The organism is Pantoea sp. X-Soil-OKNW-556, from assembly GCF_059730695.1.
Window position 1 is genome coordinate 2,316,952 of record NZ_AP035990.1, and the last position, 23,825, is coordinate 2,340,776.

The following is a 23,825-nucleotide window of genomic DNA, read 5'->3' on the forward strand; positions in this document are numbered from 1 at the left end:
AGGCGGCCAGAAAGGCCGCCAGAAAGGTAACTTAGTGTTTAGCAATCCACAGTTCGCGACTGTAGGCCACATCTTCCGGGTTGGTGATCGGGTAGCCCTTCACCCACGGCTTAATCAGACGCCCATTGGTGTACTGATAAATCGGCGCAATCGGGGCCTGCATCGCCAGAATTTGCTCGGCGCGGTTGTAGTCCTGATTACGCGCCTGCGCGCTCGTCTCGTTACTGGCTTTTGCCATCACCGCATCATAATCCGCGTTACGGAAACGCGCGATATTACCGGTATGACTGGAGGTCAGCAGGCTGAGGAAGGTGGACGGTTCGTTATAATCTCCCACCCAGGAGGCACGGATCACATCGAAGTTACCGCTGTTACGGCTGTCGATGTAGGTTTTCCACTCCTGGTTTTGCAGCGTGACATCAACCCCCAGATTCTTTTTCCACATCGACGCCACCGCGATAGCGATTTTCTGGTGACTTTCTGAGGTGTTATACAACAACGTCAGGTGCAGCGGTTTAGCCGGACCATACCCGGCGGCACTCAGCAGCGCTTTGGCCTGAGCGTTTAACTCCTGCTGACTGTGCTGTTGCAGATAGCTCTGCTGCGGGGTAAAACCTGCGGTGACATCCGGCGTGAAATGCCAGGCCGGTTTTTCACCGGTACCTAACACTTTTTCCGCGATGATGCGGCGATCGATAGTCCATGTCAGCGCTTTGCGCACCCGTACATCCGCTGTTGGGCCTTTTTCGGTGTTAAAGGCGTAATAGTAAGTGCCTAGCTGGTCCGGGGTGTAGACCTGACCCGGCAGCTCCTTCTTCAACAACGCGTACATGTTTTTCGGGAAGGATTCGGTGATATCGATATCACCGGCACGGTAGCGTTTGGTGGCGCTTGATTCTTCATTGATGGGGATAAAGGTGACTTTAGTCAGCACCGAATGGGCGTCATCCCAATAATGCGGGTTGCGCACCAGCACAATTTTCTCGTTCACCACCCGCGACTGAAGCTGATAGGCACCATTGCCGACCAGCTTGCCCGGCGCCGTCCAGCCATCACCGGATTCGGCGATAACTTTTTCAGGCACCGGAAACAAAGCGGCATTGGCAACCATACTTGGGAACCAGGGGACCGGGAGTGACAATGTCACCTTCAGTCGATTGCCATCCAGTGCCGTCACCCCAAGTTTATCGGCACTCATCTGGCCTTTGGTGATGGCCTCGGCATTTTCGATACCACTCAGGGCCGCGAACCAGGCGGAGGATGAGCTGTTTTTCGGATCAACCAGGCGCTGCCAGCTGTAAACAAAATCCTGGGCGGTGACCGGATCACCATTGGACCAGCGCGCATCTTTACGCAGGTTGAAAATCCAGGTTTTGTTGTCGTTACTGCTCCAGCTTTGCGCCACACCCGGCACGATATGACCTTGCGCATCCTGATTGGTCAGTCCTTCGAACAGGTCACGCATCACCTGGATTTCCGGCAGACCGACGGCTTTCATCGGGTCGAGCGAGGCGGGTTCATCTTTGATGTGGCGCACGATTTCCTGCACCGGGGCCAACTGCGCCCCGGATGGCACGGAAGCGGCCAACGCCGGTGTGATAGCACCGATAACCATTAAGGCAGCCAGGGTCTTGCGAAACGCTATTTTCATCACCACTCCTTTTACCCGAAAAAAGGCGGCTGCGAAAAAGGGAGGCGCCGCCAGCGACTTTTGGCACTTTATCGCAGATTGATGATTGATAAATAGCTATTTTCTGATGTGCTGTTTACCGTTATGTTGAGGCTGGAGCCACGGTCACACTTCGCGTCATGTCGGGAATTGTTGGCACATTAAAACACGCGCGATAAACCGCGCTGCTACGAGGAAGTTTGCTTATGTCGTCACTACACCCGCGCCCGTTGCGCGGCACGCTGGATGCTGTCTGGCAACAATATGGGCAATCGGTATTGGGTGCCCCGCTGCTGTGGTTTCCTGCGCCAGCGGCAGACGCCGATAGCGGTTTGATCATTGCCGGTACCCACGGCGATGAGAACGCGGCGGTCGCCACCTTGTCCGGCGCCATGCGTACCCTGCCGGAATCCCTGCGCCGTCATCACGTTATTCTGGCAGTGAATCCTGACGGATGTCAGCTTGGGCTGCGCGCCAATGCACGCGGTGTCGATCTCAACCGTAATTTCCCGGCCGCCAACTGGCAAAGCGGTGACACCGTGTATCGCTGGAATAGCGTGGCGGATGAGCGCGATGTGGTGTTGTCGACTGGAGAGCATCCCTCTTCCGAACCGGAAACCCAGGCGTTGTGCCAGCTAATCCATCAACTTAAACCACGCTGGGTGGTGACCTGGCATGAACCGCTCGCCTGCATTGATGATCCCCATCACAGCGAGCTGGCGCAGTGGCTGTCGCAGCAAACCCAATTGCCGGTGGTGAGCAGCGTCGGTTATGCCACGCCAGGCTCCTTCGGTAGCTGGTGCGACGATATCGGCCTGTTGTGCATCACCGCCGAAATGCCACCGATTTCGGTGGACGAAGCCACCGAAGTCTATCTGGAAACCATGATCAATCTGCTACGCTGGCAGCCGCAGGCATAAGCACACCGTTGGCAAAGTGTAACGACGGTTCCACATCTGCGGCCAGCCAGGTGGGGCCGTCGAGATCGGCGAATTGCGCCAGCGGCGTCAGCGGTAAGGCCGCCCGAATTGCACGCGAGGTGCACAGCATGCAGCCGAGCATAATAGCGAAGCCCTGCTGCCGCGCACTGACCGCCAACGCCAGCGCTTCCGTCAGGCCACCGGTTTTATCCAGTTTGATATTCACCATGTCATAACGCCCGCGCAGGGCTGCCAGGCTGTCACGCGTGTGGCAGCTTTCATCGGCGCAAATCGGCAGCGGGTGGATAAAATTCGCTAACGTGGCGTCATGCGCCGCGGGCAATGGTTGCTCCAGCATTGCTACCCCGAGGTCGGCCAGCAACTGGCAGCGCGCCGCCAGACCTTCTGCCTGCCACGATTCGTTAGCATCGACAATCAGCGTGGCCTCCGGCACCGCGCTGCGAATGGCGACCAGACGTTCGCTGATAAAGTTATTATCCAGCTTTATTTTCAAAAGCTGCGCACCATGTTGCCACAGCGCCAGCGCGCTACTGGCCATAGCGTCAGGGGTATCGATGCTGACGGTATGGGCGGTGACGATGCGCGATGCCAGAGTGACGCCACATAACTCAGCCAGGCTTTGCTGCTGTTGCTGGCGCTCCAGATCCCACAGGGCGCAATCAATCGCGTTACGTGCTGCGCCAGCCGGCAGCGCCTGCTGTAACGCCGCGCGCGTCATACCGTTCTGCAACGGCGTCAGCACTGAGGCAATCTGCGCCAGCACCGAGGCTTCACTTTCGCCATAGCGCGCGTAAGGCGTGGCCTCACCGATGCCACGAACGCCATTTTCTTCCATTTCCACCACCACCACCTGCGCCTCGGTGCGGCTACCACGCGAAATCACAAAAGGGGAATGCAGCGGCCAGGCTTCCGGATAACTTTTCACCTTTCTCATTATTTCTCCTTAAATCCATCACTTAAATGCGAGCTGGCGCAGTTTCCGCTACGATTTGCCCTCGAAAACCCTTAAAAAATATGTCATAAACAACGGCTATACCTGTTCTGACCAAGTAAAAGTCAGATTTTTTCATCGTTAAAAGGAAATCGTATGTCTCAGAATGTTCACTTCCAGGGCAACCCGGTGCCAGTAGCAGGCCAGTTCCCACAGGCAGGCGCACAGGCTAAACCGTTCTCTCTGGTAGCTAAAGATCTCGCTGATGTGACCCTTTCTCAGTATGCAGGCAAACGTAAAGTCCTGAACATTTTCCCGAGCATTGATACCGGCGTTTGTGCCGCTTCTGTGCGCAAGTTCAACGAACTGGCTGGCAAAGCTGACAACACCGTGGTGCTGTGCATCTCCGCTGACCTGCCGTTTGCGCAGTCACGTTTCTGTGGTGCTGAAAGCCTGAATAACGTGGTGACATTGTCAACGCTGCGCGGTGCAGAATTTAAAGAAGATTACGGTGTGGCGATTGCCGATGGCGCGCTGAAAGGCCTGACCGCCCGTGCGGTGGTGGTACTGGATGAGAACGATAAAGTGATTTACAGCGAACTGGTGAACGAAATCACCAGCGAGCCGAACTACGATGCGGCGCTGGCTGCACTGAACTAAGTCACGGCACTGACCCGTAGCGGCGCGATTTATCGCGCGTCTGATAAAGAATCGCGCGATAAATCGCACCGTTACGGGATCATTCCCGGTTATTCGCTGTCGTTACGCTTCTGGCTCAAGCCGTATTCACGTAACTTGTTGGCAATCGCGGTATGCGATACACCGAGTCGTTTCGCCAACTTGCGCGTACTGGGATAAGAAAGATACAGCCGCGTCAGGATTGAACGCTCAAAACGGCTGGTGATCTCATCCAGCGTACCTTCCATCGCCTCTTCCCCCATGGACACATCCAACGCCTGTTCCGGCAGGACGATATCCTGTGGGCGCAACTCGTATCCTTCCAACTGCGTCATCGCGCGATACAGCGCGTTTTTCAACTGTCGCACGTTGCCGGGCCAACTGTAGCGTGTCAGGAAAGCAGTCAGTTGCGGTGACAACCGAGGTCTTGGCAACCCCTGTTCATCGGCAAAGCGCGCGACAAACATCTCGGTCAACGGCAGGATATCCTGCGGGCGCTCACGCAGCGGCGGCAGATTGAGCGTCAGCACGTTGAGGCGATAAAACAGGTCTTCACGGAATTCGCCGCGCTGCACCAGTTCCACCAGATTCTTTTGCGTCGCGCAGATCACGCGCACGTCCACATGCACTTCGTGTTCTTCACCCACCCGGCGGAAAGTACCATCGTTAAGGAAGCGCAGCAGTTTGGTTTGCATACGCGGTGACATCTCACCGATTTCATCCAGCAACACCGAACCGCCGTTAGCCTGCTCGAAGAATCCTTTTTTGCCTTCCAGCGCATTGGGATAAGCGCCTGCGGCGTGACCAAACAGTTCACTTTCCGCCACGTCATCGGGCAACGAGGCGCAGTTCAGCGCGAGGAACGGCTTCTTGCCGCGCGCGCTGCGCAGATGGCAGGCCCGCGCCAGCATATCTTTGCCGGTGCCGGTGTCACCAACAATCAGCAACGGGGCATCGTGCATCGCCAGCTTGCGCGCCTGGTCCAGCACCTGACGCATTTTCGGCGTCACCGCGACGATATGATCAAACTCCGATTCATCCGTCACAGTCAGATTCTGCAACTGACGTCCCATGCGGGCGGTGGATTTCAGGGTGATCATTGCGCCAACCGGCTGATCGCTCTGCCCCTCTTCTTCCGCCAGATAGATTGGCCGTGCTTCCAGCAGGAAATCACGCCCCTGAATCACCACATGTTGCACTTCCGCTTCCACGCGATCGTTTTCAATCCAGCGTTGGAAGTTAAAACCGCTGATTAAGGAACCGGCATTCTGGTTGCGGATCTTTTGTTCGTCGAGGTTAAACAGGTTTTGTGCTGCCGGGTTAGCCAGTTCGACTTTACATTTCAGGTCGATAGACAGCACTGGCTCCGGCATCGCCACCAGCAAGGCGCTGAGCGCACGGTGCTCGCGTTCTGACGGCATGTACGCCACGGTACGAACGTCTGTCACGCCAGGTGTACGGCGGATCTCCGCCATCAGCGAACTGAAAGATTCGAATTCCAGGGCAGAAAAGTTGAGGTAGATACGGCCAAGCGGGGCAATTTCAATGCCGCGCAGGTCGATATTGCGTGCAACCAGCAGGTCGAGCAGCTCGCGCGCCAGACCGATACGGTCCTGGCAGAAAACTTCCAAACGCATTGCGATGGCCTTAATCAGGTTTCGATTTTAGTGATAATACGCTAACTTGCGACGCCTCAGAAGGGGCCTGTCAGGAAAAGTTGACAGTCAGAGGCAGGCGATGGGCAAAATTGTAACGGAACAACCACGATTAATCCCGTCAAAAATCACAATTAACAAAGAAAATCTCACCTTTCACAGACTTTTTAGTGTGAAAGGTGAGCAGGCAGCGATTATTTAGCACTCTGCCCTGCTTTGCCCTCACTTTTTCTCAGGGTTTCTTTCAACTGGCCGATCAGCTCGCGGCGGAAGTCACCCAGTCGCGGTTTATCATCTTCCAGCCACGGCAGCGGGCGGCACAGCTCCATCGCTTTGATGCCAAGGCGTGCCGTCAACAGCCCGGCACCAATCCCCTGTGCGGCTCGGGCTGACAGGCGAGCGGCAATATCCTGTGACACCCAATCCATACCCACTTCGCGCACCAGTTCAGAGGCACCGGCAAACGCCATATTCAGCAACACCAGACGGAACAAACGCAGACGACTAAAATAGCCCAGCTCAATGCCGTAAACAGTGGCGATGCGGTTCACCAGCCGCAGGTTGCGCCAGGCGATAAACGCCATATCCACCAGCGCCAGCGGGCTGACGGCGATCATCAGCGTCGCTTCTGCGGCATGGCGACTGATTTCGCGCCGTGCCTGGCGGTCCAGCACTGGCTGCACCAATTGGGCATACAACGTGACGATCTCGCGATCGTTATGGGTTTCATGCAACGCCGCGTGCCAGCGTTGCAACGCCGGATGCGCTTGATCGAGTTGGGCCTGCTGCGCCAGTTTTTCACAGAACGCACGCGCCTGACCGATGCCGTGGCTGTGCAGCAACTCGCGCCCCACATCGCGCTCCTCCGCGCGCTGGCGCAAGCGATACAACCGACGCCACTCACCAGCCAACGCTCCGGCACCCGCAGCGACAATCAAGCCACCCGCCACGCCGCTGCCCAGCGCAAACCAGTCGCGCGTCAGCCAGGCATCATGCATCCACTGCACCCCCTGGGCCACCACGCTGACAGCAAAAATCGCCAGGCCTGCCCCCACCATTTTGCGCCACAGGCTGCGTTTCGGACGCAGGGCGGCTTCCACCGCTTTTTCACCCGCGCCCTCCTCCAGCGGCTCCTCTTCACGCAGAGCAAGAAAGGCTCCTTCGGCATCAGCGTCGAAGGTCTGCGCGGCACGGAGTGGTTTCTCCACGTTGCTTTCCAGTGGGCGGGCAAAATCAATCCGCGGTTTTAACGGTGTTTCATCGTTCATCGCAATTTATCTCCCAGTAAAAATTCCAGCGCGGCATCCATGCGAATATGCGGCAGCGGACGATCAACATCGAGCTGCTGCGGCCGGAACTGTTCAAACTGAAATCCCTGTTGCTGCCAGAAACTGTGGCCAGGCAAACGTGGCGGCACTTCGCCGGGATAAAATGTCAGGGCTTCGCCATCTTCAAGACGATGCCCGCGCAGCGCTGGCAGTTTTTCGCCCCGATGATCCACCAGCCCACTCTCGGTCGCCTGCACTGAGGCAAGGCCAAGACAATCCATGCTGATACCTTCGAACGCCGCGTTTTGCCACGCATCCTGCACCAGTTGTTGTAACAGCGACACCATATTGGCGTGCTGATCGGCGGTGATGTGATCGGCCTTGGTGGCTGCGAATAACAACTTATCGATCACCGGGGAAAACAGGCGGCGAAACAGCGTGCGTTGACCGTAATGAAAACTCTGCATCAGTTGCGTCAGTGCCAGTCGCATGTCATTAAACGCCTGCGGCCCGCTGTTCAGCGGTTGCAAACAATCGACCAGGACAATCTGACGATCAAAACGCAGAAAATGATGCTTGTAGAAGCCCTTCACCACATGCTGGCAATAGTAGTTAAATCGCTGTTGCAACATCGCGTAGTTGCTGCCTGCCGGGGCCTGGCGCTGGATGTCCTCCACCTGCGGCCACGGGAAAAACTGCAACGCCGGTGCGCCTGCCATGTCTCCCGGTAAAACAAAGCGGCCAGGCTGGATAAAATGCAGACCCTGGTTTTTGCATTGATGCAAATAATCGGTCCAGGCAGCGGCAATCGCCGCCAGCCGGTTTTCATCAGCAGGAGCATAGGGATCGAGATCGGCACACAGGCTGCGCCACTGCTGCGCCCATATCGCGCGATCGCCCTGCAACAAACCGAGCATCTGCCGCGACCAGCCCGCATAATCCTGTGCCAACATCGGTAAATCGAGCAGCCATTCTCCCGGATAATCGACAATTTCCAGGTACAGCGTGGCGGTATCTTTGAAATGCCGCAGTAGCGATTCATCCGGACGATAGCGCAGCGCGAGACGGATTTCACTGACACCCCGGGTAGGTGTGGGCCAAATGGGCGGCGTGCCATAGAGCTGGGCCAGGCCTTCGTCATAGGTGAAACGCGGCGTACCCAATTCGCGCTGCGGCACCCGTTTCACGCCCAACAGACGCTCTTCGCGCACCACGCTGAACAGCGGCAATCGGGAGCCGCTGTGGACATGGAGAAGCTGATTAACCAGCGAAGTAATAAAGGCGGTTTTGCCGCTACGGCTCAGACCGGTCACGGCAAGGCGCAGATGACGATCGACACCGCGATTCACCAACGCCATCAATTCATTTTGCAGTCTTTTCATCGCTCTCCCTGATGAAGCGTGCTGACAGGCGGTTAAACACCTTGCTCAGCAACGGTTCCAGCGCGACCGCCAGTAACAGACGTAACGGACGACGCGCCACCGATTTTACCGCCCAGCCCGCAATGCCGCCAGGCGCGTAAGTGACTGCACTGATAATGATAAATTTCCCCGCCGACTTCAACGCCGGTGCTGCGCGGCGGCGCAGAGTAGAAAAACGTTGGTCAGACAAGGCAACCTCCAGCATCAGATTTGACGAAAACGACTACGCACACTGAATGTTTCCGAGGTGACGTAGCGTTCAATATCCCGCACATGGCGTTCATCGAATTTGAGCGCGTCATCCAGCTCATCCAACAACTGGCTGGCGCTCGGCGCGCGGTCAGCCGGTTCATCATCGGGTTTTACATCCAGCACAAAGCCAAGAATAAAGTAGATGATCAGGGTGAAGCCGAACAAACCAAAAAACATCGACAACACCACAATCACTCGCAGCAGCGTCACCGGAATGTCGAGATACTCGGCCACGCCCGCGCAGACGCCACGCACTTTGCCCTGCTGAGGAATACGCCACAGCTTGCGCCCCTTCAGGCTGTTTCCGCTCATGGCTGCCTCCAGTTCGGGTGTTCTGCATCCAGAATCGCTTCCAGTGCTTCAACACGCTCGCGCATCCGGCGTGCATCCTGGGTCAGCTGCTGCAAACGCTGCATATCGTTTGATGATAGCTCCGCACCGCCGTTGCGTTTGTTGCTGTAGTGGAGCCATAACCAAATCGGTGCGACAAACAGCACGAAGATGGTCAGCGGTATGGCCAGAAAAAGTGCGCTCATTGACTCTCCTTAATCATTTAACCGGTCGCGGGGGCAGCCCAATTATTCGCCGCGATTCATTTTTTCTTTCAGTGCAGCCAACTGCTGGCTGATTTCGTCATCAGCTTTCAATTCTGCGAATTGCTGGTCCAGGCTTTTCGGCTTACCAAAACGCTGGCTTTCAGCTTCGGCTTCCATGTGGTCGATACGACGTTCGAATGATTCGAAACGTGCCATCGCGTCATCCAGTTTGCCGCTGTCGAGCTGGCGACGTACATCACGCGATGAAGAGGCGGCCTGATGACGCAGGGTCAGCGCCTGCTGACGGGCACGGGTTTCGCTGAGTTTTTTCTCCAGCTCACCAATCTCGCCTTTCATCCGTTCCAGCGTCTCTTCTACCTGCGTCACTTCCTGCTGCAACGCCGCGATTAAATCGGTCAATTTCTGTTTTTCGATCAACGCCGAACGCGCCAGGTCATCTTTATCTTTGCGCAGCGCCAGTTCGGCTTTCTCCTGCCATTCGGCCTGCTGAATATCTGCCTGCTCAATGCGGCGCAGCAGTTGTTTCTTCTCTGCCAGCGCCCGGGCTGAGGTGGAACGCACTTCCACCAGCGTGTCTTCCATTTCCTGAATCATCAGGCGTACCAGTTTCTGCGGATCTTCGGCGCGCTCCAGCAGCGAATTGATGTTAGCGTTCACGATGTCGGCAAAACGAGAAAAAATACCCATAATGATGTTCCTCTAAGTGTCATAGGTTGGCGCCAGGCGCTCATCACTAATACAAAAGCCGTGCCAGTTTTTATCTTATTGAATTAACTGCAATTGATTATTTTACACTCCCCACTTTTTCCCTTAAGGTAGTGAAATTGATTAACTGATAGTGAAATTCATCATGGCGAATGGCAACGATAACCTGCTGGGCGAATCTAACAACTTTCTTGAAGTGCTGGAACAGGTTTCCCGCCTTGCCCCACTGGAAAAACCGGTGCTGGTGATTGGTGAACGCGGCACCGGCAAGGAACTTATTGCCAGCCGCCTGCATTTTCTCTCCGACCGTTGGCAAGGCCCGTTTGTCTCCCTGAACTGTGCCGCATTAAATGAAAACCTGCTCGACTCTGAATTGTTCGGCCATGAGGCAGGGGCATTCACCGGCGCACAAAAGCGCCATCTTGGCCGCTTTGAACGTGCCGATGGTGGCACATTATTTCTGGATGAGCTGGCGACAGCACCGATGCTGGTACAGGAAAAACTGCTGCGGGTGATTGAATATGGCCAACTGGAACGCGTGGGTGGCAACCAGTCGTTGCAGGTAAACGTCCGTCTGGTGTGTGCCACCAATGAGGATCTTCCTGCGCTGGCGGCGGCGGGAAAATTTCGCGCCGACCTGCTGGATCGACTGGCGTTTGATGTGGTGCAGCTACCGCCGCTACGCGAAAGGCGCAGCGATATTCTGGTGATGGCGGAGCACTTTGCGATTCAGATGTGCCGTGAACTGGGCTTGCCGCTGTTTCCCGGTTTCACCGAACAGGCGCAGCAGACGCTATTAAATTACGGCTGGCCGGGAAACGTGCGAGAGCTGAAAAACGTGGTGGAACGTTCGGTTTATCGCCATCACAGCGTCGACACTCAACTGGATAACATCATTATCAATCCGTTTGCGCCACGAAATACGCCTGCGCCCGATGTGGTCAGTGGAGAAAGTGGCGTGCCTGCCCTGCCACTCGATTTGCGTCAATGGCAAAATCAGCAGGAGCGCCAACTGGTTGATCGCAGCCTCGCAGAGGCGAAATATAATCAACGCCGTGCGGCCGACTTGCTGGGGGTGACCTATCACCAGCTACGGGCAATGATGAAAAAACACGGGATTCAGGTGCGGGACGAAGGTTAACTCCCGCGCATGTCCGACTCGTAGCAGCGCGATTTAGCGCGCTGTTTTGGAAAGGCGCGCGATAAATCGCGCCGCTACGGGAGCATACCTGAGTATATGACCGGGGTGAGCAATCACAGCCAACGCCGCTACGTTGTTGTAAACAGGCTTTTCGAAATATTTTGTGCTGTAGCAAGGCGGCAAGGGCGCGAATCCCCGGGAGCATACCTGAGTATGTGACCGGGGTGAGCAATCGCAGCCAACGCCGCTACGTTGTTGTAAACAGGCTTTTCGAAATATTTTGTGCTGTAGCAAGGCGGCAAGGGCGCGAATCCCCGGGAGCATACCTGAGTATGTGACCGGGGTGAGCAATCGCAGCCAACGCCGCTACGTTGTTGTAAACAGGCTTTTCGAAATATTTTGTGCTGTAGCAAGGCGGCAAGGGCGCGAATCCCCGGGAGCATACCTGAGTATGTGACCGGGGTGAGCAATCGCAGCCAACGCCGCTACAGTGCAAAATATGAAGAAAAAAAAGCCCGCAGAAGCGGGCAACTTAATACTGGAAGCAATGTGAGCAATGTCGTGCTCTTCTTCGGTAGAGCCACCGTCGAAGCGCAGAAGAATAATAATCATTCTTATTATCATCTGTAAAGCCCTAATTGAGAATTTTTCTCATTTCCACACTAACGGTGTGATTACCCCGCCGTCGGTATGGCGAAAAAGACAGCACAATTCGCCTTAATTTGGGGAGTACCCGGCGTTTGCGATACACTCTCGCTATTGCCTCAGAATCGTTGAGTTCTATGCCAAAATTAATCCCCACGCTGCTGCTCGGTCTCAGCGTATTGAGTGCGTCTGTCTGGGCTGCACCTGCGAACGACATCCGTCAAAGCGGCTTTGTTTATTGCGTTAACGGCACGGTAAATACCTTCAATCCGCAAATGGCGAGTAGCGGTCTGGTGGTCGATACCCTCGCCGCGCAGCTTTACGACCGTCTGCTGGATGTCGATCCTTACACCTATCGCCTGGTGCCTGACCTCGCGCAGAGCTGGGAGGTGCGGGATAACGGCGCGACTTACCGTTTCCATCTGCGCAAAGATGTGCCCTTCCAGCACACCAATTGGTTCACCCCTACCCGCAATATGAATGCCGACGATGTGGTGTTCAGCTTTGCCCGCATGTTCGATCGCCAGCACCCCTGGCATAACGTCAACGGTGGCAGCTATCCCTATTTCGATAGCCTGCAATTTGCTGACTCGGTGCAGAGCGTGAAAAAACTCGACAACGATACCGTCGAAATTCGCCTGAACAGCCCGGATGCATCATTCCTGTGGCATATCGCCACCCATTACGCACCGGTGCTCTCCAAAGAGTACGCTGACAAGCTGACTGCTAAAGGCCAGCAGGAGCGACTGGATCGGGAACCGGTCGGCACCGGCCCGTTCCAGCTTAGCGAATACCGTACCGGGCAATACCTGCGCCTGGCGCGCAATCCCCATTACTGGAAAGGCGTGCCGCGTTTACAACAGGTGGTCATTGACCTCGGTGTCGGCGGGACCGGTCGCTTATCAAAATTGCTGACCGGCGAGTGTGATGTGCTGGCCTATCCTGCTGCCAGTCAGCTCAGCATTCTGCGTGACGATCCCCGCCTGCGCATGACGTTACGTCCGGGGATGAATATCGCCTATCTGGCATTTAATACCCGTAAACCGCCGCTGGATCGCCCCGAAGTCCGCCACGCGCTGGCGCTGGCAATCAATAATGAGCGTCTGATGGAGTCGATTTATTACGGCACCGCGGAAACGGCGGCCTCGATTCTGCCGCGCGCGTCCTGGGCGTATGATAATGATGCGCGGGTGACCGAATACAATCCGGCCAAAGCGCGGGAACAATTGAAAGCGTTGGGGGTGGAGAATCTCCATCTGCGGCTGGTGGTGCCGACAGCATCGCAGGCGTGGAATCCCAGCCCGCTAAAAACTGCTGAATTGTTACAGGCCGATTTGTCACAGGTGGGGGTACGCGTCACCATCGTGCCGGTAGAGGGGCGTTTTCAGGAAGCGCAACTGATGGCGATGAACCATGATATTACCCTGACCGGCTGGGCCACCGACAGCAACGATCCCGATAGCTTCTTCCGCCCGCTGTTGAGCTGTGCGGCGATTCGTTCGCAAACCAACTACGCACACTGGTGCTCGCCAGCATTTGATGAAGTGTTGCAACGCGCCCTGCTGTCACAACAGTTGTCAGCTCGCATTGAGAGTTATGACGAAGCACAGCAGATCCTGGCGCGAGAGTTGCCGGTGTTGCCACTGGCGTCATCGCTGCGATTGCAGGCGTATCGCCACGATATTAAAGGTCTGGTACTGAGTCCATTTGGCAACGCCTCGTTCGCAGGCGTTTATCGTGACGAACGCAGCGAGGAATAATCATGATCATCTATATCTTGCGTCGTCTGCTGCTACTGATCATTACGCTGTTTTTGCTGTCGCTGGTCAGCTTCAGTCTCAGTTACTTCACCCCGAATGCCCCGTTGGAAGGTGCGTCGCTGTTTGATGCCTGGTGGTTCTGGTTTAAGGGGTTGTTGCAGCTCGATTTTGGTGTTTCCAGCACCAACGGCCAATTGATTGATCTCCAGTTGCGCGAGGTTTTTCCTGCCACCCTTGAACTGTGCATTCTGGCGTTTATGTTGGCCCTGCTGGTCGGTATTCCGCTAGGGATCTGCGCCGGGGTGATGCGTAATAAGTGGCAGGACAAGGCCATCAGCGCGCTGGCACTGCTTGGCTTCTCTATGCCGGTGTTCTGGCTGGCGCTGCTGTTTACCCTGTTCTTCTCATTAACCCTCGGCTGGCTGCCGGTATCAGGGCGTTTTGATTTGCTCTACCCGGTGCAGAACGTCACCGGTTTTGCGCTGATTGACGCCTGGATAAGCCATTCACCGTGGCGTCATGAAATGTTGATGAGCGCGCTGACCCATATGATTTTGCCGGTGATCGTACTGGCGGTGGCACCCACTACCGAAGTGATTCGCCTGCTGCGCGGCAGTACCAGCGAAGTGATGGATAAGAACTATGTCAAAGCAGCGGCCACGCGGGGTTTGTCACGCTTTACCATTATCCGTCGTCATGTGCTGCATAATGCGTTGCCGCCAGTGATCCCACGTCTGGGTTTGCAGTTCTCCACCATGTTGACGCTGGCGATGATTACTGAAGTGGTATTCAACTGGCCGGGGCTGGGCCGTTGGTTGATCAACGCCATTCGCCAGCAGGATTATGCAGCGATTTCAGCTGGCGTGATGGTGGTGGGTAGCCTGGTGATTGTGGTTAATGTGTTATCTGACATTGTCGGTGCCGCACTTAATCCATTGAAACATAAGGAATGGTATGCCCTACGATAATATCTACGCCGAAAAACGGCAGCCCGGCACCTTCCGCCTTAGCTGGCAGCGTTTTTACCACGACACCAGCGCGATGATTGGTCTATACGGCTTCGGCGCGTTGCTGTTTTTGTGCCTGTTTGGCGGTTTGCTGGCCCCTTATGGCATCGACCAGCAGTTCCTGGGCTACCAGTTGCTACCGCCGTCGTGGTCCCGCTATGGCGATGTGTCGTTCTTTCTCGGCACTGACGATCTGGGCCGCGATGTATTGAGCCGTCTGTTGAGCGGTGTCGCGCCCACAGTGGGATCCGCCATTCTGGTGACATTGCTGGCCAGCTTCTGCGCCCTGTTACTCGGCGTGCTGGCGGGCATTACCCACGGTTTGCGTTCAGCGGTGATGAATCACGTACTGGATACCCTGCTGTCAATTCCGTCGCTGCTGCTGGCGATCATCGTGGTGGCGTTTCTTGGCCCGCGCCTCGAACATGCAATGCTGGCGGTATGGCTGGCGCTGATCCCGCGACTGGTGCGCGAAATCTACACCGCCGTGCATGACGAGATGGAAAAAGAGTATGTGGTGGCGTTGCGCCTTGATGGTGCGCGCAATCTGAATATTTTGTGGAACGCGGTGCTGCCGAATGTGCTGCCGCTGCTGGTTGGGGAATTTACCCGCGCCCTGTCGATGGCGATCCTTGATATCGCGGCCCTCGGCTTTCTCGATCTTGGCGCACAGCTGCCTTCGCCCGAATGGGGCGCGATGCTGGGTGACTCGCTGGAACTGATTTACGTTGCGCCCTGGACCGTGATGCTGCCCGGCGCAGCGCTGATGGTGAGTGTGTTGATTGTTAACCTGCTGGGCGATGGCATCCGTCGCGCCGTAGAAGCGGGAGCTGAATAATGCCGTTACTTGATATTCGCAATCTGACCATCGAATTTATGACTGCCGAAGGGCCGGTAAAAGCCGTCGACCGCATCAACCTCACCCTGACCGAAGGCGAAGTGCGCGGTCTGGTGGGCGAATCCGGCTCCGGCAAAAGCCTGGTAGCGAAAGCCATCTGTGGCGTCACCAAAGACAACTGGCGCGTCACCGCCGACCGTATGCGTTTCGATGATATCGATTTACTGCGCCTTTCGCCGCGCGAGCGCCGTCGCATCGTCGGCCATAACGTGTCGATGATTTTCCAGGAGCCGCAATCCTGCCTTGATCCCTCAGAAAGTATTGGTCGCCAGTTGATGCAGGCCATCCCACGTTGGACCTTTAAAGGTCACTGGTATCAACGGCTGTGGTTCTGGCGCAAAGCGCGCGCCATTGAGCTGTTGCACCGCGTCGGCATCAAGGATCATAAAGACATTATGCGCAGTTTCCCCTATGAGCTGACCGAGGGGGAGTGTCAGAAGGTGATGATCGCCATCGCGCTGGCGAATCAGCCACGTCTGTTGATCGCCGACGAGCCGACTAACGCGATGGAGCCCACCACCCAGGCCCAGATCTTCCGCCTGTTAAGCCGCCTTAACCAGAACAACAACACCACCATTTTGCTGATCAGCCATGACTTACGCACCATGAGCCAGTGGGCCGATCGCATTAACGTGATGTATTGTGGCCAGACGGTAGAAACCGCGCAAAGTGAAGACCTGATGGGAACGCCCCACCATCCCTACACCCAGGCGCTGATCCGCGCGATGCCCGATTTCGGTAGTGCACTGCCGCATAAAAGCCGTCTCAATACCCTGACCGGGGCGATTCCCTCGCTGGAGCATCTGCCAATTGGCTGCCGTCTCGGGCCGCGCTGTCCCTATGCACAACGCAAATGCATTGAGACACCGCGTCTCAACGGAAACAAAGCGCATCTCTACGCCTGCCACTTCCCGCTGAATATGGAGGGCCAGTAAGCATGGAAACGCTGCTTGAAGTGCGCAACCTGAGCAAAACCTTCCGTTATCGCACCGGGTTATTCCGCCGTCAGCATGTGGAAGCGGTGAAAGATGTTAGTTTTACCCTGCGCGATAAACAGACGCTGGCGATTATTGGTGAGAACGGCTCCGGCAAATCCACGCTGGCGAAGATGTTAAGTGGCATGGTCGCGCCGACTGAAGGACAGATCCTGATTGACGATCATCCGCTGGAGTATGGTGACTACGGTTATCGTAGCCAGCGCATCCGCATGATTTTTCAGGACCCGTCGACCTCACTCAATCCACGCCAGCGCGTCAGTCAGATCCTGGACTTCCCCTTACGGTTGAACACCGAGCTGGACGATGAAGAGCGCGAGAAGCGCATTATCGCCACGCTGCGCCAGGTCGGTTTGCTGCGCGATCATGCCGGGTATTACCCGCATATGCTGGCCCCCGGGCAAAAGCAACGCCTGGCACTGGCGCGTGCGCTGATCCTGCAACCAAAGGTGATTATCGCCGATGAAGCACTGGCGTCGCTGGATATGACCATGCGCTCGCAGTTGGTCAATTTAATGCTGGAACTTCAGGAGAAGCACGGCATCTCCTATATATATGTCACGCAGCATATCGGCATGATGAAGCACATCAGCGACCAGGTGCTGGTGATGCATCAGGGCGAGGTGGTGGAACGTGGCGGCACCGCCGATGTGCTGGCCTCCCCGCTGCACGAGCTGACCAAACGGTTAATTGCCAGCCATTTTGGTGAAGCACTCACCGCCGAAGCCTGGCGGCGTGAACGTTGATTGTTCGCTGCATCGCGGAAAACGCGGTGCGATTTACCGCATTTGACAGAGACGTGCTAGAATCCGCACGTCGATTAACGTCGGTCGCACACTTTTTAATCATTGCGACCGCCAACAACAATGACCATAAGGATTACAGCTATGGGTTTTCTTTCCGGTAAGCGCATTCTGATTACTGGCGTTGCCAGTAAACTTTCCATCGCCTACGGTATTGCGCAGGCGATGCACAAACAGGGCGCAGAACTGGCTTTCACCTACCAGAACGACAAACTGAAAGGTCGTGTGGAAGAGTTTGCTAAAGAATTGGGTTCAGACATTGTTCTGCCGTGCGATGTGGCAGAAGACGAGAGCATCACTGCGCTGTTCACCGAACTGGCAAAAACCTGGCCGAAATTTGACGGTTTCGTTCACTCCATCGGTTTCGCCCCAGGCGACCAGCTGGATGGTGACTATGTCAACGCCGTTACTCGTGAAGGCTTCAAAATCGCTCACGACATCAGCGCCTACAGCTTCGTCGCGATGGCCAAAGAGTGCCGTGCGATGCTGAACCCGAATTCAGCACTGCTGACCCTGTCTTACCTGGGTGCAGAGCGCGCTATCCCGAACTACAACGTGATGGGTCTGGCGAAAGCGTCTCTGGAAGCCAACGTTCGTTACATGGCGAACGCGATGGGTCCGGAAGGCGTGCGTGTTAACGCCGTGTCTGCTGGCCCGATCCGTACTCTGGCTGCTTCAGGCATCAAAGACTTCCGTAAGATGCTGGCACACTGCGAAGCGGTTACCCCGATTCGTCGTACCGTGACTATCGAAGACGTGGGTAACTCTGCGGCTTTCCTGTGCTCCGACCTGGCCGGTGGTATCACGGGTGAAGTGGTACACGTTGATGGCGGCTTCAGCATTGCCGCGATGAACGAGCTGGAACTGAAATAAGTTCCTGAGAATGCAACGCTTAAAAATATTTCCTGCCATCAGGAAATAGCATAGAAAGCCCGCCTTATGCGGGCTTTCTTGTTTCTGAGTACATCAATTTTTGTTGCCACTCCATATTGGCTCGCCAGGTGAAGATGAACCCGGAAACTGATACCCCATATATGTGACTGTATTGATGACCTCACATATGAGCATAACAACATGCTGCCTGATGGTGTCCAGAGATGTTTCATCAAGAGCCGTATCAAACTGCTCACCTTTCCTGGTTACAAAAAACGGTTTCGAGGCACCGCTGGCATCCGGTTTTTGCCATGAACCGTGGCAGAGAACATTTCTTATTATCGATGCCTCACGCAGTTGCGCCAATAAATCATCGTAGTGAAAGCTGGCAATCTCAGTATGCTCACGGAGAGATTTTCCGTAAGTATCAATCAGAGGAGCAAGCGTATCACTGACTGATCTTTCTAGCTTCACGACCCAATTTTCATACGCATCCAAGATCTGTGAATCGTTGTATTTTCTGGTGCTAGTCATCGCAAAAATTGCTTTACCGATAACTTCCTCTAAAAAACCGAATGTCGCCACTGTCCGTCCCAGTGTCTCCCAAAATTTTGAAGAATGGGCATGCGTAGGATAGTTATTTGGCAACTCCGATAAGTTAATGATAGATCGTTTAATTTCTCTCATGTTGGGCTTGCTCGAAGTGAATGTTGGGCAGGTTTAGTACATCAACTGCATTCCATGACTACATTATTATGACAACTAAAATCTATGTGGGAGCTAGTTCCGCTCTTAGCCCGCAACTCAGGAACATTCTGTAGCGGCGCGATTTATCGCGCTGTTCTTTTACAGAGTGTACAAAAATCGCGCGATAAATCGCGCCGCTACAAATTCATACCAAAACACTCGCCACACGCTGGCTCAATACTTGCTCAAACAATGCGATAAATCGCCCCTTATACATTCTTGCTATTAATTATCACCGATCATTCTTTTGCCCCGGACCGCCCTTCGGCGACGATAAGCTAGCCCTTTGGTGCGCCCAGAATTTTCAGATTGTGGCGACCGACACCGAGTCCGTTTTTTGCAAAAGGAATGACCATGGAACAACGGCGTTCTCCAGGCCATGACCAGTGGTTTTACGAAAGCCAGACCCGCCCGCAGCATAGCGCCGCCGCGCCGCTGGTGCCCGAGGCGGCTTATCTCGACGATCGTTTTCTGCTGGGTTTGCAGCAAGAAGCCAGTGCGTTACAGCCGCTGTTGCTGCGTTTTCAGCCGGCGCTGCTGGCAGCGCGCGATCTGAGCCAAATCCTGTTTCCCGATTCATTAACCCCCAGCCTGACCCATACGCTGACGTTGTACGATCGCCTCAGCACCGCGCTGACCGTGGCGCAGGTCGCCGGGGTGCAACGGTTGTGCAATCATTATGCGGCACGTTTGAATCCGCTGCCCGGCCCTGATTCATCGCGTGAAAGCAATAACCGGCTGACGCAAATCACCCAATATGCACGCCAACTGGCGATGCAACCGGCATTGATTACCGCCAACAGCATCAGCGCACTGGACGCCGTTGGACTGACCGAACCAGATATTGTCACCCTGAATCAGTTAGTGGGGTTTGTCAGCTATCAGGCGCGCGTGGTGGCCGCCTTGCAGGCGATCATGGGCCTGCCGGTGCGTTGGATCCCTGGCGTATCACCGCCACCCGATGCCGATGCGGCGCTGTTTCAACCGTCCCCGGTCTGGCAGCATGCGTTAAAACCGGTAGAACTGCGTTACGCCAGCGCAGAACAACTGGCAGCCATCACCTTTTGTCAGGGGATGGATGGTCTGGAAGATGCGGTTTGGCTGCTGGTGCATGACGCCCAGGCGCTGTATGGCTGGGCAACTTTACAGCAGCGACTCAACGATCATTTTGCGCAAGATGAAGCGTTGGTGCAGGCGGTGAGCGCACGCATCCTCGGCTGCCAGCGCCAGTTCGACCGCTTCGCGGGTAGCGCACGACAGACGCTGCTCAGGGAGGTTGCCGGTGACAATCCACTGGTGACGGTGAGCGCCCAGCTGACCCGTTTACCTGAAAGGTTCAGTGCTGCCCATCTGCAACCGCTGTTGAACGCGGGCTGGAGCGCAGAGCGAATATTTACCCTGCTTCAGGCGGTGGCACTGGCAAACTGGCAGGACCGCCTGTCGATGGCGTTGGGCGAGACGCGTTAATCGGGCAAATGCCCGCGTGCCTCATCGAAGAAGTGCTGAGCCAGCGGCGTCGCCCTGCCCGGCTCAGCAATCACCAACGCCGCCTGCCGTCCCATTGGGGCGATCGCAATCGGGCGGCGTTGCAGGTTTTGCAGCATTTCCGGCAACAGATGCCCGCACGGTGACACCATCACCCCCAATCCAACCTGTGCGCTTTGCAATAGCTGCATAATTGACGCGCTTTCGACGATCACCCGTGGCAGCAACTCCCGCGCTCGCAACTGGCTGTCGAGATAACGTCGGAAATAGCGAGTTGGCTCCGCGAGACATAAAGGCTGACTGGCAAGCAGTGGCAGATCCAGCGTCTGATGTTCCAGCAACGCCGGAAAAAATTCCGGGTTGAACACCGCCTCCACACCACTGTCCTTCAGCAGCGCCGTCTGGAAATGCAGCTCGCGCAGGGCATTGAGTTCAAAAAAACCAATCCCGCCATCAACGGTATGGCTGTTGAGCGCATCCAGCAGTTGATCGGCGCTCATGGCTGACACCCGGTAGTCAAGCTGCGGATAGCGGGCTTCCACCGCCTTCAACAACGCAGGTAACGCCACGCTGCACTGCGGCATCACGCCGAGACGCAGGGTGCCATTCACGCCGTGTTTTAGCGATTCCACTTCCAGCTTCAGTCCCTGATAGACGGAAACTATCTCGCGCGCCCACGCCAGCACCCGTTCACCTTCCGGGGTGAAGCCATCAAAATTGTTGCTGCGATTGATCAGCGATAACCCCAGCTCGCGCTCGAGGTTTTTCAGGCGCATCGACAGCGTGGGCTGGCTGACAAAGCTCGCCTCCGCCGCGCGGCCAAAATGGCGCTCGCGCTCAAGATTGCAAAGATAGATTAACTGTTTGATGTCCATACTTTTTTCACAAGGATTATCGTGCCACCTGGCGGGCGCGATGCAAGGCGGTCAGTGACATCATCGTCAACATCAGGCCAATCATTAATAACAATTTAAAGCTAATGGCTTTTAACAGCACGATACCCACTACCCCGCCACCGAGGAACGCCAACACCGTGAACAGATGCAGCTTCAACCGTTCAATGTACAACGGGGCATCCTTGGGGGATTCTTTGCGCCGCAGCACATCCAGCAGCATCGCCAACTCGATACCGATGTCGGTAGAGGTGCCGGAAACGTGGGTGGTTCTGACGCGCGCGTTGGAAATCCGCGTCACCACCGCATTCTGCAATCCCAACAAAAAACTCAGGCTGAAGATCAGTTGCACGCCAGAATCGTTATTGGGAAACCAACTCTCCAGCACGCCGAGCACCAGCAAGGCAATGCCCTCAATAAAGATATTAATGGCATAGATGCCACGAATTTCACGCCGCCGCCCGGCATTGATAATCAGGGTCGAGACGGAGGAACCGGCGATAAACAGCAGGATAATCACCAGGAAAAACAGGCCGATGTGGAGATCAACTTTTGCCAGGTGATCCGACAACAGCGAGACGTTGCCGGTCATATTGGCGGAGAAAAAACCCACGGTTTCAAACGCCGCGGTGTTCAGTGCCCCGGCCACCGCCGCCAGGGTACAAGCGAGGCGGCGGTCGGTATTGTAAGTTCTGGAACTTTCAGTGCTTAACAGCATGGTATATCCCTGACTACCATCAATTTGGCTATCATCCTGCCAGCGCTGAATATTCTCAAGCGCTTTCCGGTCAGGCGACACCCAACGCACTTTTCACCTCGTTGGCAATCTTTTCCACCTGGGGACCGTAAATCACCTGCACGTCATGCTCGCTGACTCGATTGACGCCATTGGCACCGGTGGTCATCAGTGTCTGGTCCACCACTTCATTCATCTGTTTGACACGTACGCGCAACCGGGTAAAGCAGCAATCGACGTCCTCGATATTGGCTTCACCACCCAACCCGCTGATGATGACCCGGGTACGTTCATCGACTGCCACCTGTACAGGTTTGTGTTCATCGTCAGATTCACGTCCCGGTGTTTCCACCCCCATACGGGTGATGACAAAGCGGAATCCGTAGTAGTAAATCGGTACGTAAATCACCCCCAACACCAGCGTCCACCACCACTGGGTTTTGCTGCCGCCGAGAATGCCGAACACCACCAAATCGATGGCACCACCCTGCACGTTTCCGATCATCAGGTGCAGCATCGACATCAGCATAAACGACAACCCCATCAGCAGCGCGTGCAGGATATACAGCACCGGCGAGACGAAGATAAAGCAGAATTCCAGCGGTTCGGTAATGCCGGTGGTAAAGGAGGTCAGCGCACCGGCCAGCATCAGCGCTTTGACGCGCTGCTTATGCTCCGGGCGGGCGGTGTGGTAGATCGCCAACGCCGCCGCAGGCAAACCGAACATCATCACCGGAATTTTGCCCTGGGCCAGAAACTGCGTCGCGGTACGCACGGTAGCATCCGGGATCGCGCCGGGATTAGTCAGCGAGGTGTTGAAAATGTTTAGCGCACCGACAATGGTTTGCCCGTCTACCGTCGCCATGCCGCCAATCGGGGTGAAACGGACGGTTTCATTGAGGATATGGTGCAATCCGGTCGGGATCAGTAACCGTTCGCAGGCACCCAGTAAAAACGCACCGTACTGGCCGCTTTTCCCAATCATCTGCCCCACCCATGCAATGGCGGCACCGATGGTCGGCCAAATCAACGCCAGCAACACCCCGATCAACGGCAACACCACGATGGTGACAATCGGTACAAAGCGTCGCCCGCCAAAAAAGCTAATGGCGGTGGGGAGTTGCTGAGTATAGAAGCGATTGTGCAGCGCCACGGTGGTAAGCCCCGCAATCACCCCTCCCAGCACGCTCATGTTGTAGGTGAAAATGCCCAGCATCTCGATATATTCCGCTGAGGTCATCATCGCGGTGGTCTGATCCATCCCCGCCTGTTGTAGCGCCTGCGGCGTGGTGGTGGCGGCTGTCAGCCCTTTGGCCGCCAGCGTGGTGCTGATACCGACATTCATGGCGATATAGCCAATCACGGCGGCAAAGGCGGCGGTGGGCTTCTCTGCTGTTGCCAGTCCAATCGCACTGGCAACAGCAAAGAACACCGGGAGGTTGGCGAACAACGCGCCCGCCACTTTACGGATAAAACCAATGATCAACTGCGGCACCTGCATCTGTACGAAGGCGTCACCGGTGATCGCCGGATTCTGCATGGCGGCGGCAAGTCCGAGGAAGATCCCGGCAGCGGCAATCACCGAGATGGGCATCATCAAGGCTTTACCGAAAGCGTGAATTTGGCTGGCCAAAGGCTTCATGGTTCAGTTCCTTGCAATAATTGAAAGTACAATTATTAGCCAGTTATCGACATCGCACGTAACCGCACCGCGTTGGCGATCCGCCAAAGTTTGAACTGGCTCACGCTTCTGTCCGTTTTACGC

Annotated in this window: 23 protein-coding genes; 10 read left to right on the forward strand and 13 right to left on the reverse strand. The window is 55.7% G+C overall.

What is annotated here, in order from left to right:
• Positions 1 to 31: 31 nt before the first annotated feature.
• On the reverse strand, positions 32 to 1,651 hold the full coding sequence (locus AC6I8T_RS10775) for a peptide ABC transporter substrate-binding protein (RefSeq protein ID WP_497833815.1): 1,620 nt from the start codon (positions 1,649 to 1,651) through the stop codon (positions 32 to 34).
• Between the two features lie 224 nt (positions 1,652 to 1,875).
• On the opposite strand from AC6I8T_RS10775, the gene mpaA reads away from it, so the two are divergent.
• On the forward strand, positions 1,876 to 2,589 hold the full coding sequence (mpaA, locus tag AC6I8T_RS10780; RefSeq protein WP_208723495.1) for a murein tripeptide amidase MpaA: 714 nt from the start codon (positions 1,876 to 1,878) through the stop codon (positions 2,587 to 2,589).
• On the opposite strand, the gene ycjG is transcribed toward mpaA, so the two are convergent.
• Positions 2,558 to 3,544, reverse strand: coding sequence for an L-Ala-D/L-Glu epimerase (ycjG, locus tag AC6I8T_RS10785; protein WP_208723496.1), 987 nt, complete (start codon positions 3,542 to 3,544; stop codon positions 2,558 to 2,560). The two genes, mpaA and ycjG, sit on opposite strands and share 32 nt — an antisense overlap.
• A gap of 153 nt (positions 3,545 to 3,697) precedes the next feature.
• Between ycjG and tpx the strand changes: the two genes are divergently transcribed.
• A complete protein-coding gene (gene tpx / locus AC6I8T_RS10790) occupies positions 3,698 to 4,201 on the forward strand; it encodes a thiol peroxidase (protein ID WP_021183132.1) in 504 nt (167 codons plus the stop codon).
• A gap of 89 nt (positions 4,202 to 4,290) precedes the next feature.
• Here the strand turns inward: tpx and tyrR are convergent, their stop codons facing one another.
• The 7 genes from tyrR to pspA all read right to left on the reverse strand — a co-directional run bounded on the left by tyrR (position 4,291) and on the right by pspA (position 10,059).
• Entirely contained in the window at positions 4,291 to 5,856 is a 1,566-nt protein-coding gene (gene tyrR / locus AC6I8T_RS10795) for a transcriptional regulator TyrR (RefSeq protein WP_021183131.1), read from the reverse strand.
• Positions 5,857 to 6,068: 212 nt separating this feature from the next.
• Positions 6,069 to 7,142 (reverse strand): TIGR01620 family protein, encoded by a 1,074-nt coding sequence (locus AC6I8T_RS10800; protein ID WP_497833816.1) that lies wholly within the window; start codon positions 7,140 to 7,142, stop codon positions 6,069 to 6,071.
• The gene (locus AC6I8T_RS10805) at positions 7,139 to 8,524 is read right to left on the reverse strand and encodes a YcjX family GTP-binding protein (RefSeq protein ID WP_208723498.1); all 1,386 of its coding nucleotides are present in this window, start codon (positions 8,522 to 8,524) and stop codon (positions 7,139 to 7,141) included. The genes AC6I8T_RS10800 and AC6I8T_RS10805 overlap by 4 nt, the downstream gene beginning before the upstream one ends.
• A complete protein-coding gene (gene pspD / locus AC6I8T_RS10810; RefSeq protein WP_021183127.1) occupies positions 8,505 to 8,753 on the reverse strand; it encodes a phage shock protein PspD in 249 nt (82 codons plus the stop codon). Before pspD ends, AC6I8T_RS10805 begins: the two co-directional genes overlap by 20 nt.
• Positions 8,754 to 8,767: 14 nt before the next feature.
• Positions 8,768 to 9,127, reverse strand: coding sequence for an envelope stress response membrane protein PspC (pspC, locus tag AC6I8T_RS10815; protein ID WP_021183126.1), 360 nt, complete (start codon positions 9,125 to 9,127; stop codon positions 8,768 to 8,770).
• A complete protein-coding gene (gene pspB, locus AC6I8T_RS10820) occupies positions 9,124 to 9,351 on the reverse strand; it encodes an envelope stress response membrane protein PspB (RefSeq protein WP_013509216.1) in 228 nt (75 codons plus the stop codon). The genes pspC and pspB overlap by 4 nt, the downstream gene beginning before the upstream one ends.
• A 42-nt stretch (positions 9,352 to 9,393) precedes the next feature.
• Positions 9,394 to 10,059, reverse strand: a complete 666-nt coding sequence (gene pspA / locus AC6I8T_RS10825) for a phage shock protein PspA (RefSeq protein ID WP_021183125.1) — start codon at positions 10,057 to 10,059, stop codon at positions 9,394 to 9,396.
• A gap of 163 nt (positions 10,060 to 10,222) precedes the next feature.
• Here pspA and pspF point away from each other — a divergent pair, with 163 nt between their 5' ends.
• The 7 genes from pspF to fabI all read left to right on the forward strand — a co-directional run bounded on the left by pspF (position 10,223) and on the right by fabI (position 18,199).
• Positions 10,223 to 11,218 carry a phage shock protein operon transcriptional activator gene (pspF, locus tag AC6I8T_RS10830; RefSeq protein ID WP_208723499.1) on the forward strand — a complete coding sequence of 332 codons (996 nt, stop codon included), beginning with the start codon at positions 10,223 to 10,225 and terminating at the stop codon, positions 11,216 to 11,218.
• Between the two features lie 782 nt (positions 11,219 to 12,000).
• Positions 12,001 to 13,623, forward strand: a complete 1,623-nt coding sequence (sapA, locus tag AC6I8T_RS10835; protein ID WP_021183123.1) for an ABC transporter substrate-binding protein SapA — start codon at positions 12,001 to 12,003, stop codon at positions 13,621 to 13,623.
• 2 nt (positions 13,624 to 13,625) lie between these two features.
• Complete coding sequence (sapB, locus tag AC6I8T_RS10840) at positions 13,626 to 14,591, forward strand: putrescine export ABC transporter permease SapB (protein WP_021183122.1); 966 nt, start codon at positions 13,626 to 13,628, stop codon at positions 14,589 to 14,591.
• On the forward strand, positions 14,578 to 15,468 hold the full coding sequence (gene sapC / locus AC6I8T_RS10845) for a putrescine export ABC transporter permease SapC (protein ID WP_021183121.1): 891 nt from the start codon (positions 14,578 to 14,580) through the stop codon (positions 15,466 to 15,468). Before sapB ends, sapC begins: the two co-directional genes overlap by 14 nt.
• Complete coding sequence (sapD, locus tag AC6I8T_RS10850) at positions 15,468 to 16,463, forward strand: putrescine export ABC transporter ATP-binding protein SapD (protein WP_021183120.1); 996 nt, start codon at positions 15,468 to 15,470, stop codon at positions 16,461 to 16,463. Before sapC ends, sapD begins: the two co-directional genes overlap by 1 nt.
• Before the next feature lie 2 nt (positions 16,464 to 16,465).
• A complete protein-coding gene (gene sapF / locus AC6I8T_RS10855; protein WP_021183119.1) occupies positions 16,466 to 17,269 on the forward strand; it encodes a putrescine export ABC transporter ATP-binding protein SapF in 804 nt (267 codons plus the stop codon).
• Between the two features lie 141 nt (positions 17,270 to 17,410).
• The gene (fabI, locus tag AC6I8T_RS10860) at positions 17,411 to 18,199 is read left to right on the forward strand and encodes an enoyl-ACP reductase FabI (protein WP_021183118.1); all 789 of its coding nucleotides are present in this window, start codon (positions 17,411 to 17,413) and stop codon (positions 18,197 to 18,199) included.
• A 93-nt stretch (positions 18,200 to 18,292) separates the two neighbouring features.
• On the opposite strand, the gene AC6I8T_RS10865 is transcribed toward fabI, so the two are convergent.
• Positions 18,293 to 18,886 carry a hypothetical protein gene (locus AC6I8T_RS10865; protein ID WP_497833817.1) on the reverse strand — a complete coding sequence of 198 codons (594 nt, stop codon included), beginning with the start codon at positions 18,884 to 18,886 and terminating at the stop codon, positions 18,293 to 18,295.
• 414 nt (positions 18,887 to 19,300) lie between these two features.
• Between AC6I8T_RS10865 and AC6I8T_RS10870 the strand changes: the two genes are divergently transcribed.
• Positions 19,301 to 20,413, forward strand: coding sequence for a CMD domain-containing protein (locus AC6I8T_RS10870; protein ID WP_208723501.1), 1,113 nt, complete (start codon positions 19,301 to 19,303; stop codon positions 20,411 to 20,413).
• On the opposite strand, the gene AC6I8T_RS10875 is transcribed toward AC6I8T_RS10870, so the two are convergent.
• The 3 genes from AC6I8T_RS10875 to AC6I8T_RS10885 all read right to left on the reverse strand — a co-directional run bounded on the left by AC6I8T_RS10875 (position 20,410) and on the right by AC6I8T_RS10885 (position 23,702).
• Positions 20,410 to 21,306 (reverse strand): LysR family transcriptional regulator, encoded by an 897-nt coding sequence (locus AC6I8T_RS10875; RefSeq protein WP_208723502.1) that lies wholly within the window; start codon positions 21,304 to 21,306, stop codon positions 20,410 to 20,412. The two genes, AC6I8T_RS10870 and AC6I8T_RS10875, sit on opposite strands and share 4 nt — an antisense overlap.
• Before the next feature lie 16 nt (positions 21,307 to 21,322).
• Positions 21,323 to 22,042 (reverse strand): YoaK family protein, encoded by a 720-nt coding sequence (locus AC6I8T_RS10880; protein ID WP_036625134.1) that lies wholly within the window; start codon positions 22,040 to 22,042, stop codon positions 21,323 to 21,325.
• Between the two features lie 70 nt (positions 22,043 to 22,112).
• Positions 22,113 to 23,702 (reverse strand): PTS transporter subunit EIIC, encoded by a 1,590-nt coding sequence (locus tag AC6I8T_RS10885; RefSeq protein ID WP_497833818.1) that lies wholly within the window; start codon positions 23,700 to 23,702, stop codon positions 22,113 to 22,115.
• Positions 23,703 to 23,825: the final 123 nt, after the last annotated feature.

Bases quoted from the DNA above. Each gene is read 5' to 3' on its own strand.
- AC6I8T_RS10800 (WP_497833816.1), bottom strand. From the start codon at position 7,142: ATGAACGATGAAACACCGTTAAAACCGCGGATTGATTTTGCCCGCCCA.
- AC6I8T_RS10875 (WP_208723502.1), bottom strand. From the start codon at position 21,306: ATGGACATCAAACAGTTAATCTATCTTTGCAATCTTGAGCGCGAGCGC.
- fabI (WP_021183118.1), top strand. From the start codon at position 17,411: ATGGGTTTTCTTTCCGGTAAGCGCATTCTGATTACTGGCGTTGCCAGT.
- mpaA (WP_208723495.1), top strand. From the start codon at position 1,876: ATGTCGTCACTACACCCGCGCCCGTTGCGCGGCACGCTGGATGCTGTC.
- pspF (WP_208723499.1), top strand. From the start codon at position 10,223: ATGGCGAATGGCAACGATAACCTGCTGGGCGAATCTAACAACTTTCTT.
- AC6I8T_RS10880 (WP_036625134.1), bottom strand. From the start codon at position 22,042: ATGCTGTTAAGCACTGAAAGTTCCAGAACTTACAATACCGACCGCCGC.
- AC6I8T_RS10865 (WP_497833817.1), bottom strand. From the start codon at position 18,886: ATGAGAGAAATTAAACGATCTATCATTAACTTATCGGAGTTGCCAAAT.
- AC6I8T_RS10775 (WP_497833815.1), bottom strand. From the start codon at position 1,651: ATGAAAATAGCGTTTCGCAAGACCCTGGCTGCCTTAATGGTTATCGGT.
- AC6I8T_RS10870 (WP_208723501.1), top strand. From the start codon at position 19,301: ATGGAACAACGGCGTTCTCCAGGCCATGACCAGTGGTTTTACGAAAGC.
- sapB (WP_021183122.1), top strand. From the start codon at position 13,626: ATGATCATCTATATCTTGCGTCGTCTGCTGCTACTGATCATTACGCTG.
- sapA (WP_021183123.1), top strand. From the start codon at position 12,001: ATGCCAAAATTAATCCCCACGCTGCTGCTCGGTCTCAGCGTATTGAGT.
- sapD (WP_021183120.1), top strand. From the start codon at position 15,468: ATGCCGTTACTTGATATTCGCAATCTGACCATCGAATTTATGACTGCC.
- pspB (WP_013509216.1), bottom strand. From the start codon at position 9,351: ATGAGCGCACTTTTTCTGGCCATACCGCTGACCATCTTCGTGCTGTTT.
- pspA (WP_021183125.1), bottom strand. From the start codon at position 10,059: ATGGGTATTTTTTCTCGTTTTGCCGACATCGTGAACGCTAACATCAAT.
- AC6I8T_RS10885 (WP_497833818.1), bottom strand. From the start codon at position 23,702: ATGAAGCCTTTGGCCAGCCAAATTCACGCTTTCGGTAAAGCCTTGATG.
- tyrR (WP_021183131.1), bottom strand. From the start codon at position 5,856: ATGCGTTTGGAAGTTTTCTGCCAGGACCGTATCGGTCTGGCGCGCGAG.
- ycjG (WP_208723496.1), bottom strand. From the start codon at position 3,544: ATGAGAAAGGTGAAAAGTTATCCGGAAGCCTGGCCGCTGCATTCCCCT.
- sapC (WP_021183121.1), top strand. From the start codon at position 14,578: ATGCCCTACGATAATATCTACGCCGAAAAACGGCAGCCCGGCACCTTC.
- sapF (WP_021183119.1), top strand. From the start codon at position 16,466: ATGGAAACGCTGCTTGAAGTGCGCAACCTGAGCAAAACCTTCCGTTAT.
- pspC (WP_021183126.1), bottom strand. From the start codon at position 9,127: ATGAGCGGAAACAGCCTGAAGGGGCGCAAGCTGTGGCGTATTCCTCAG.
- tpx (WP_021183132.1), top strand. From the start codon at position 3,698: ATGTCTCAGAATGTTCACTTCCAGGGCAACCCGGTGCCAGTAGCAGGC.
- AC6I8T_RS10805 (WP_208723498.1), bottom strand. From the start codon at position 8,524: ATGAAAAGACTGCAAAATGAATTGATGGCGTTGGTGAATCGCGGTGTC.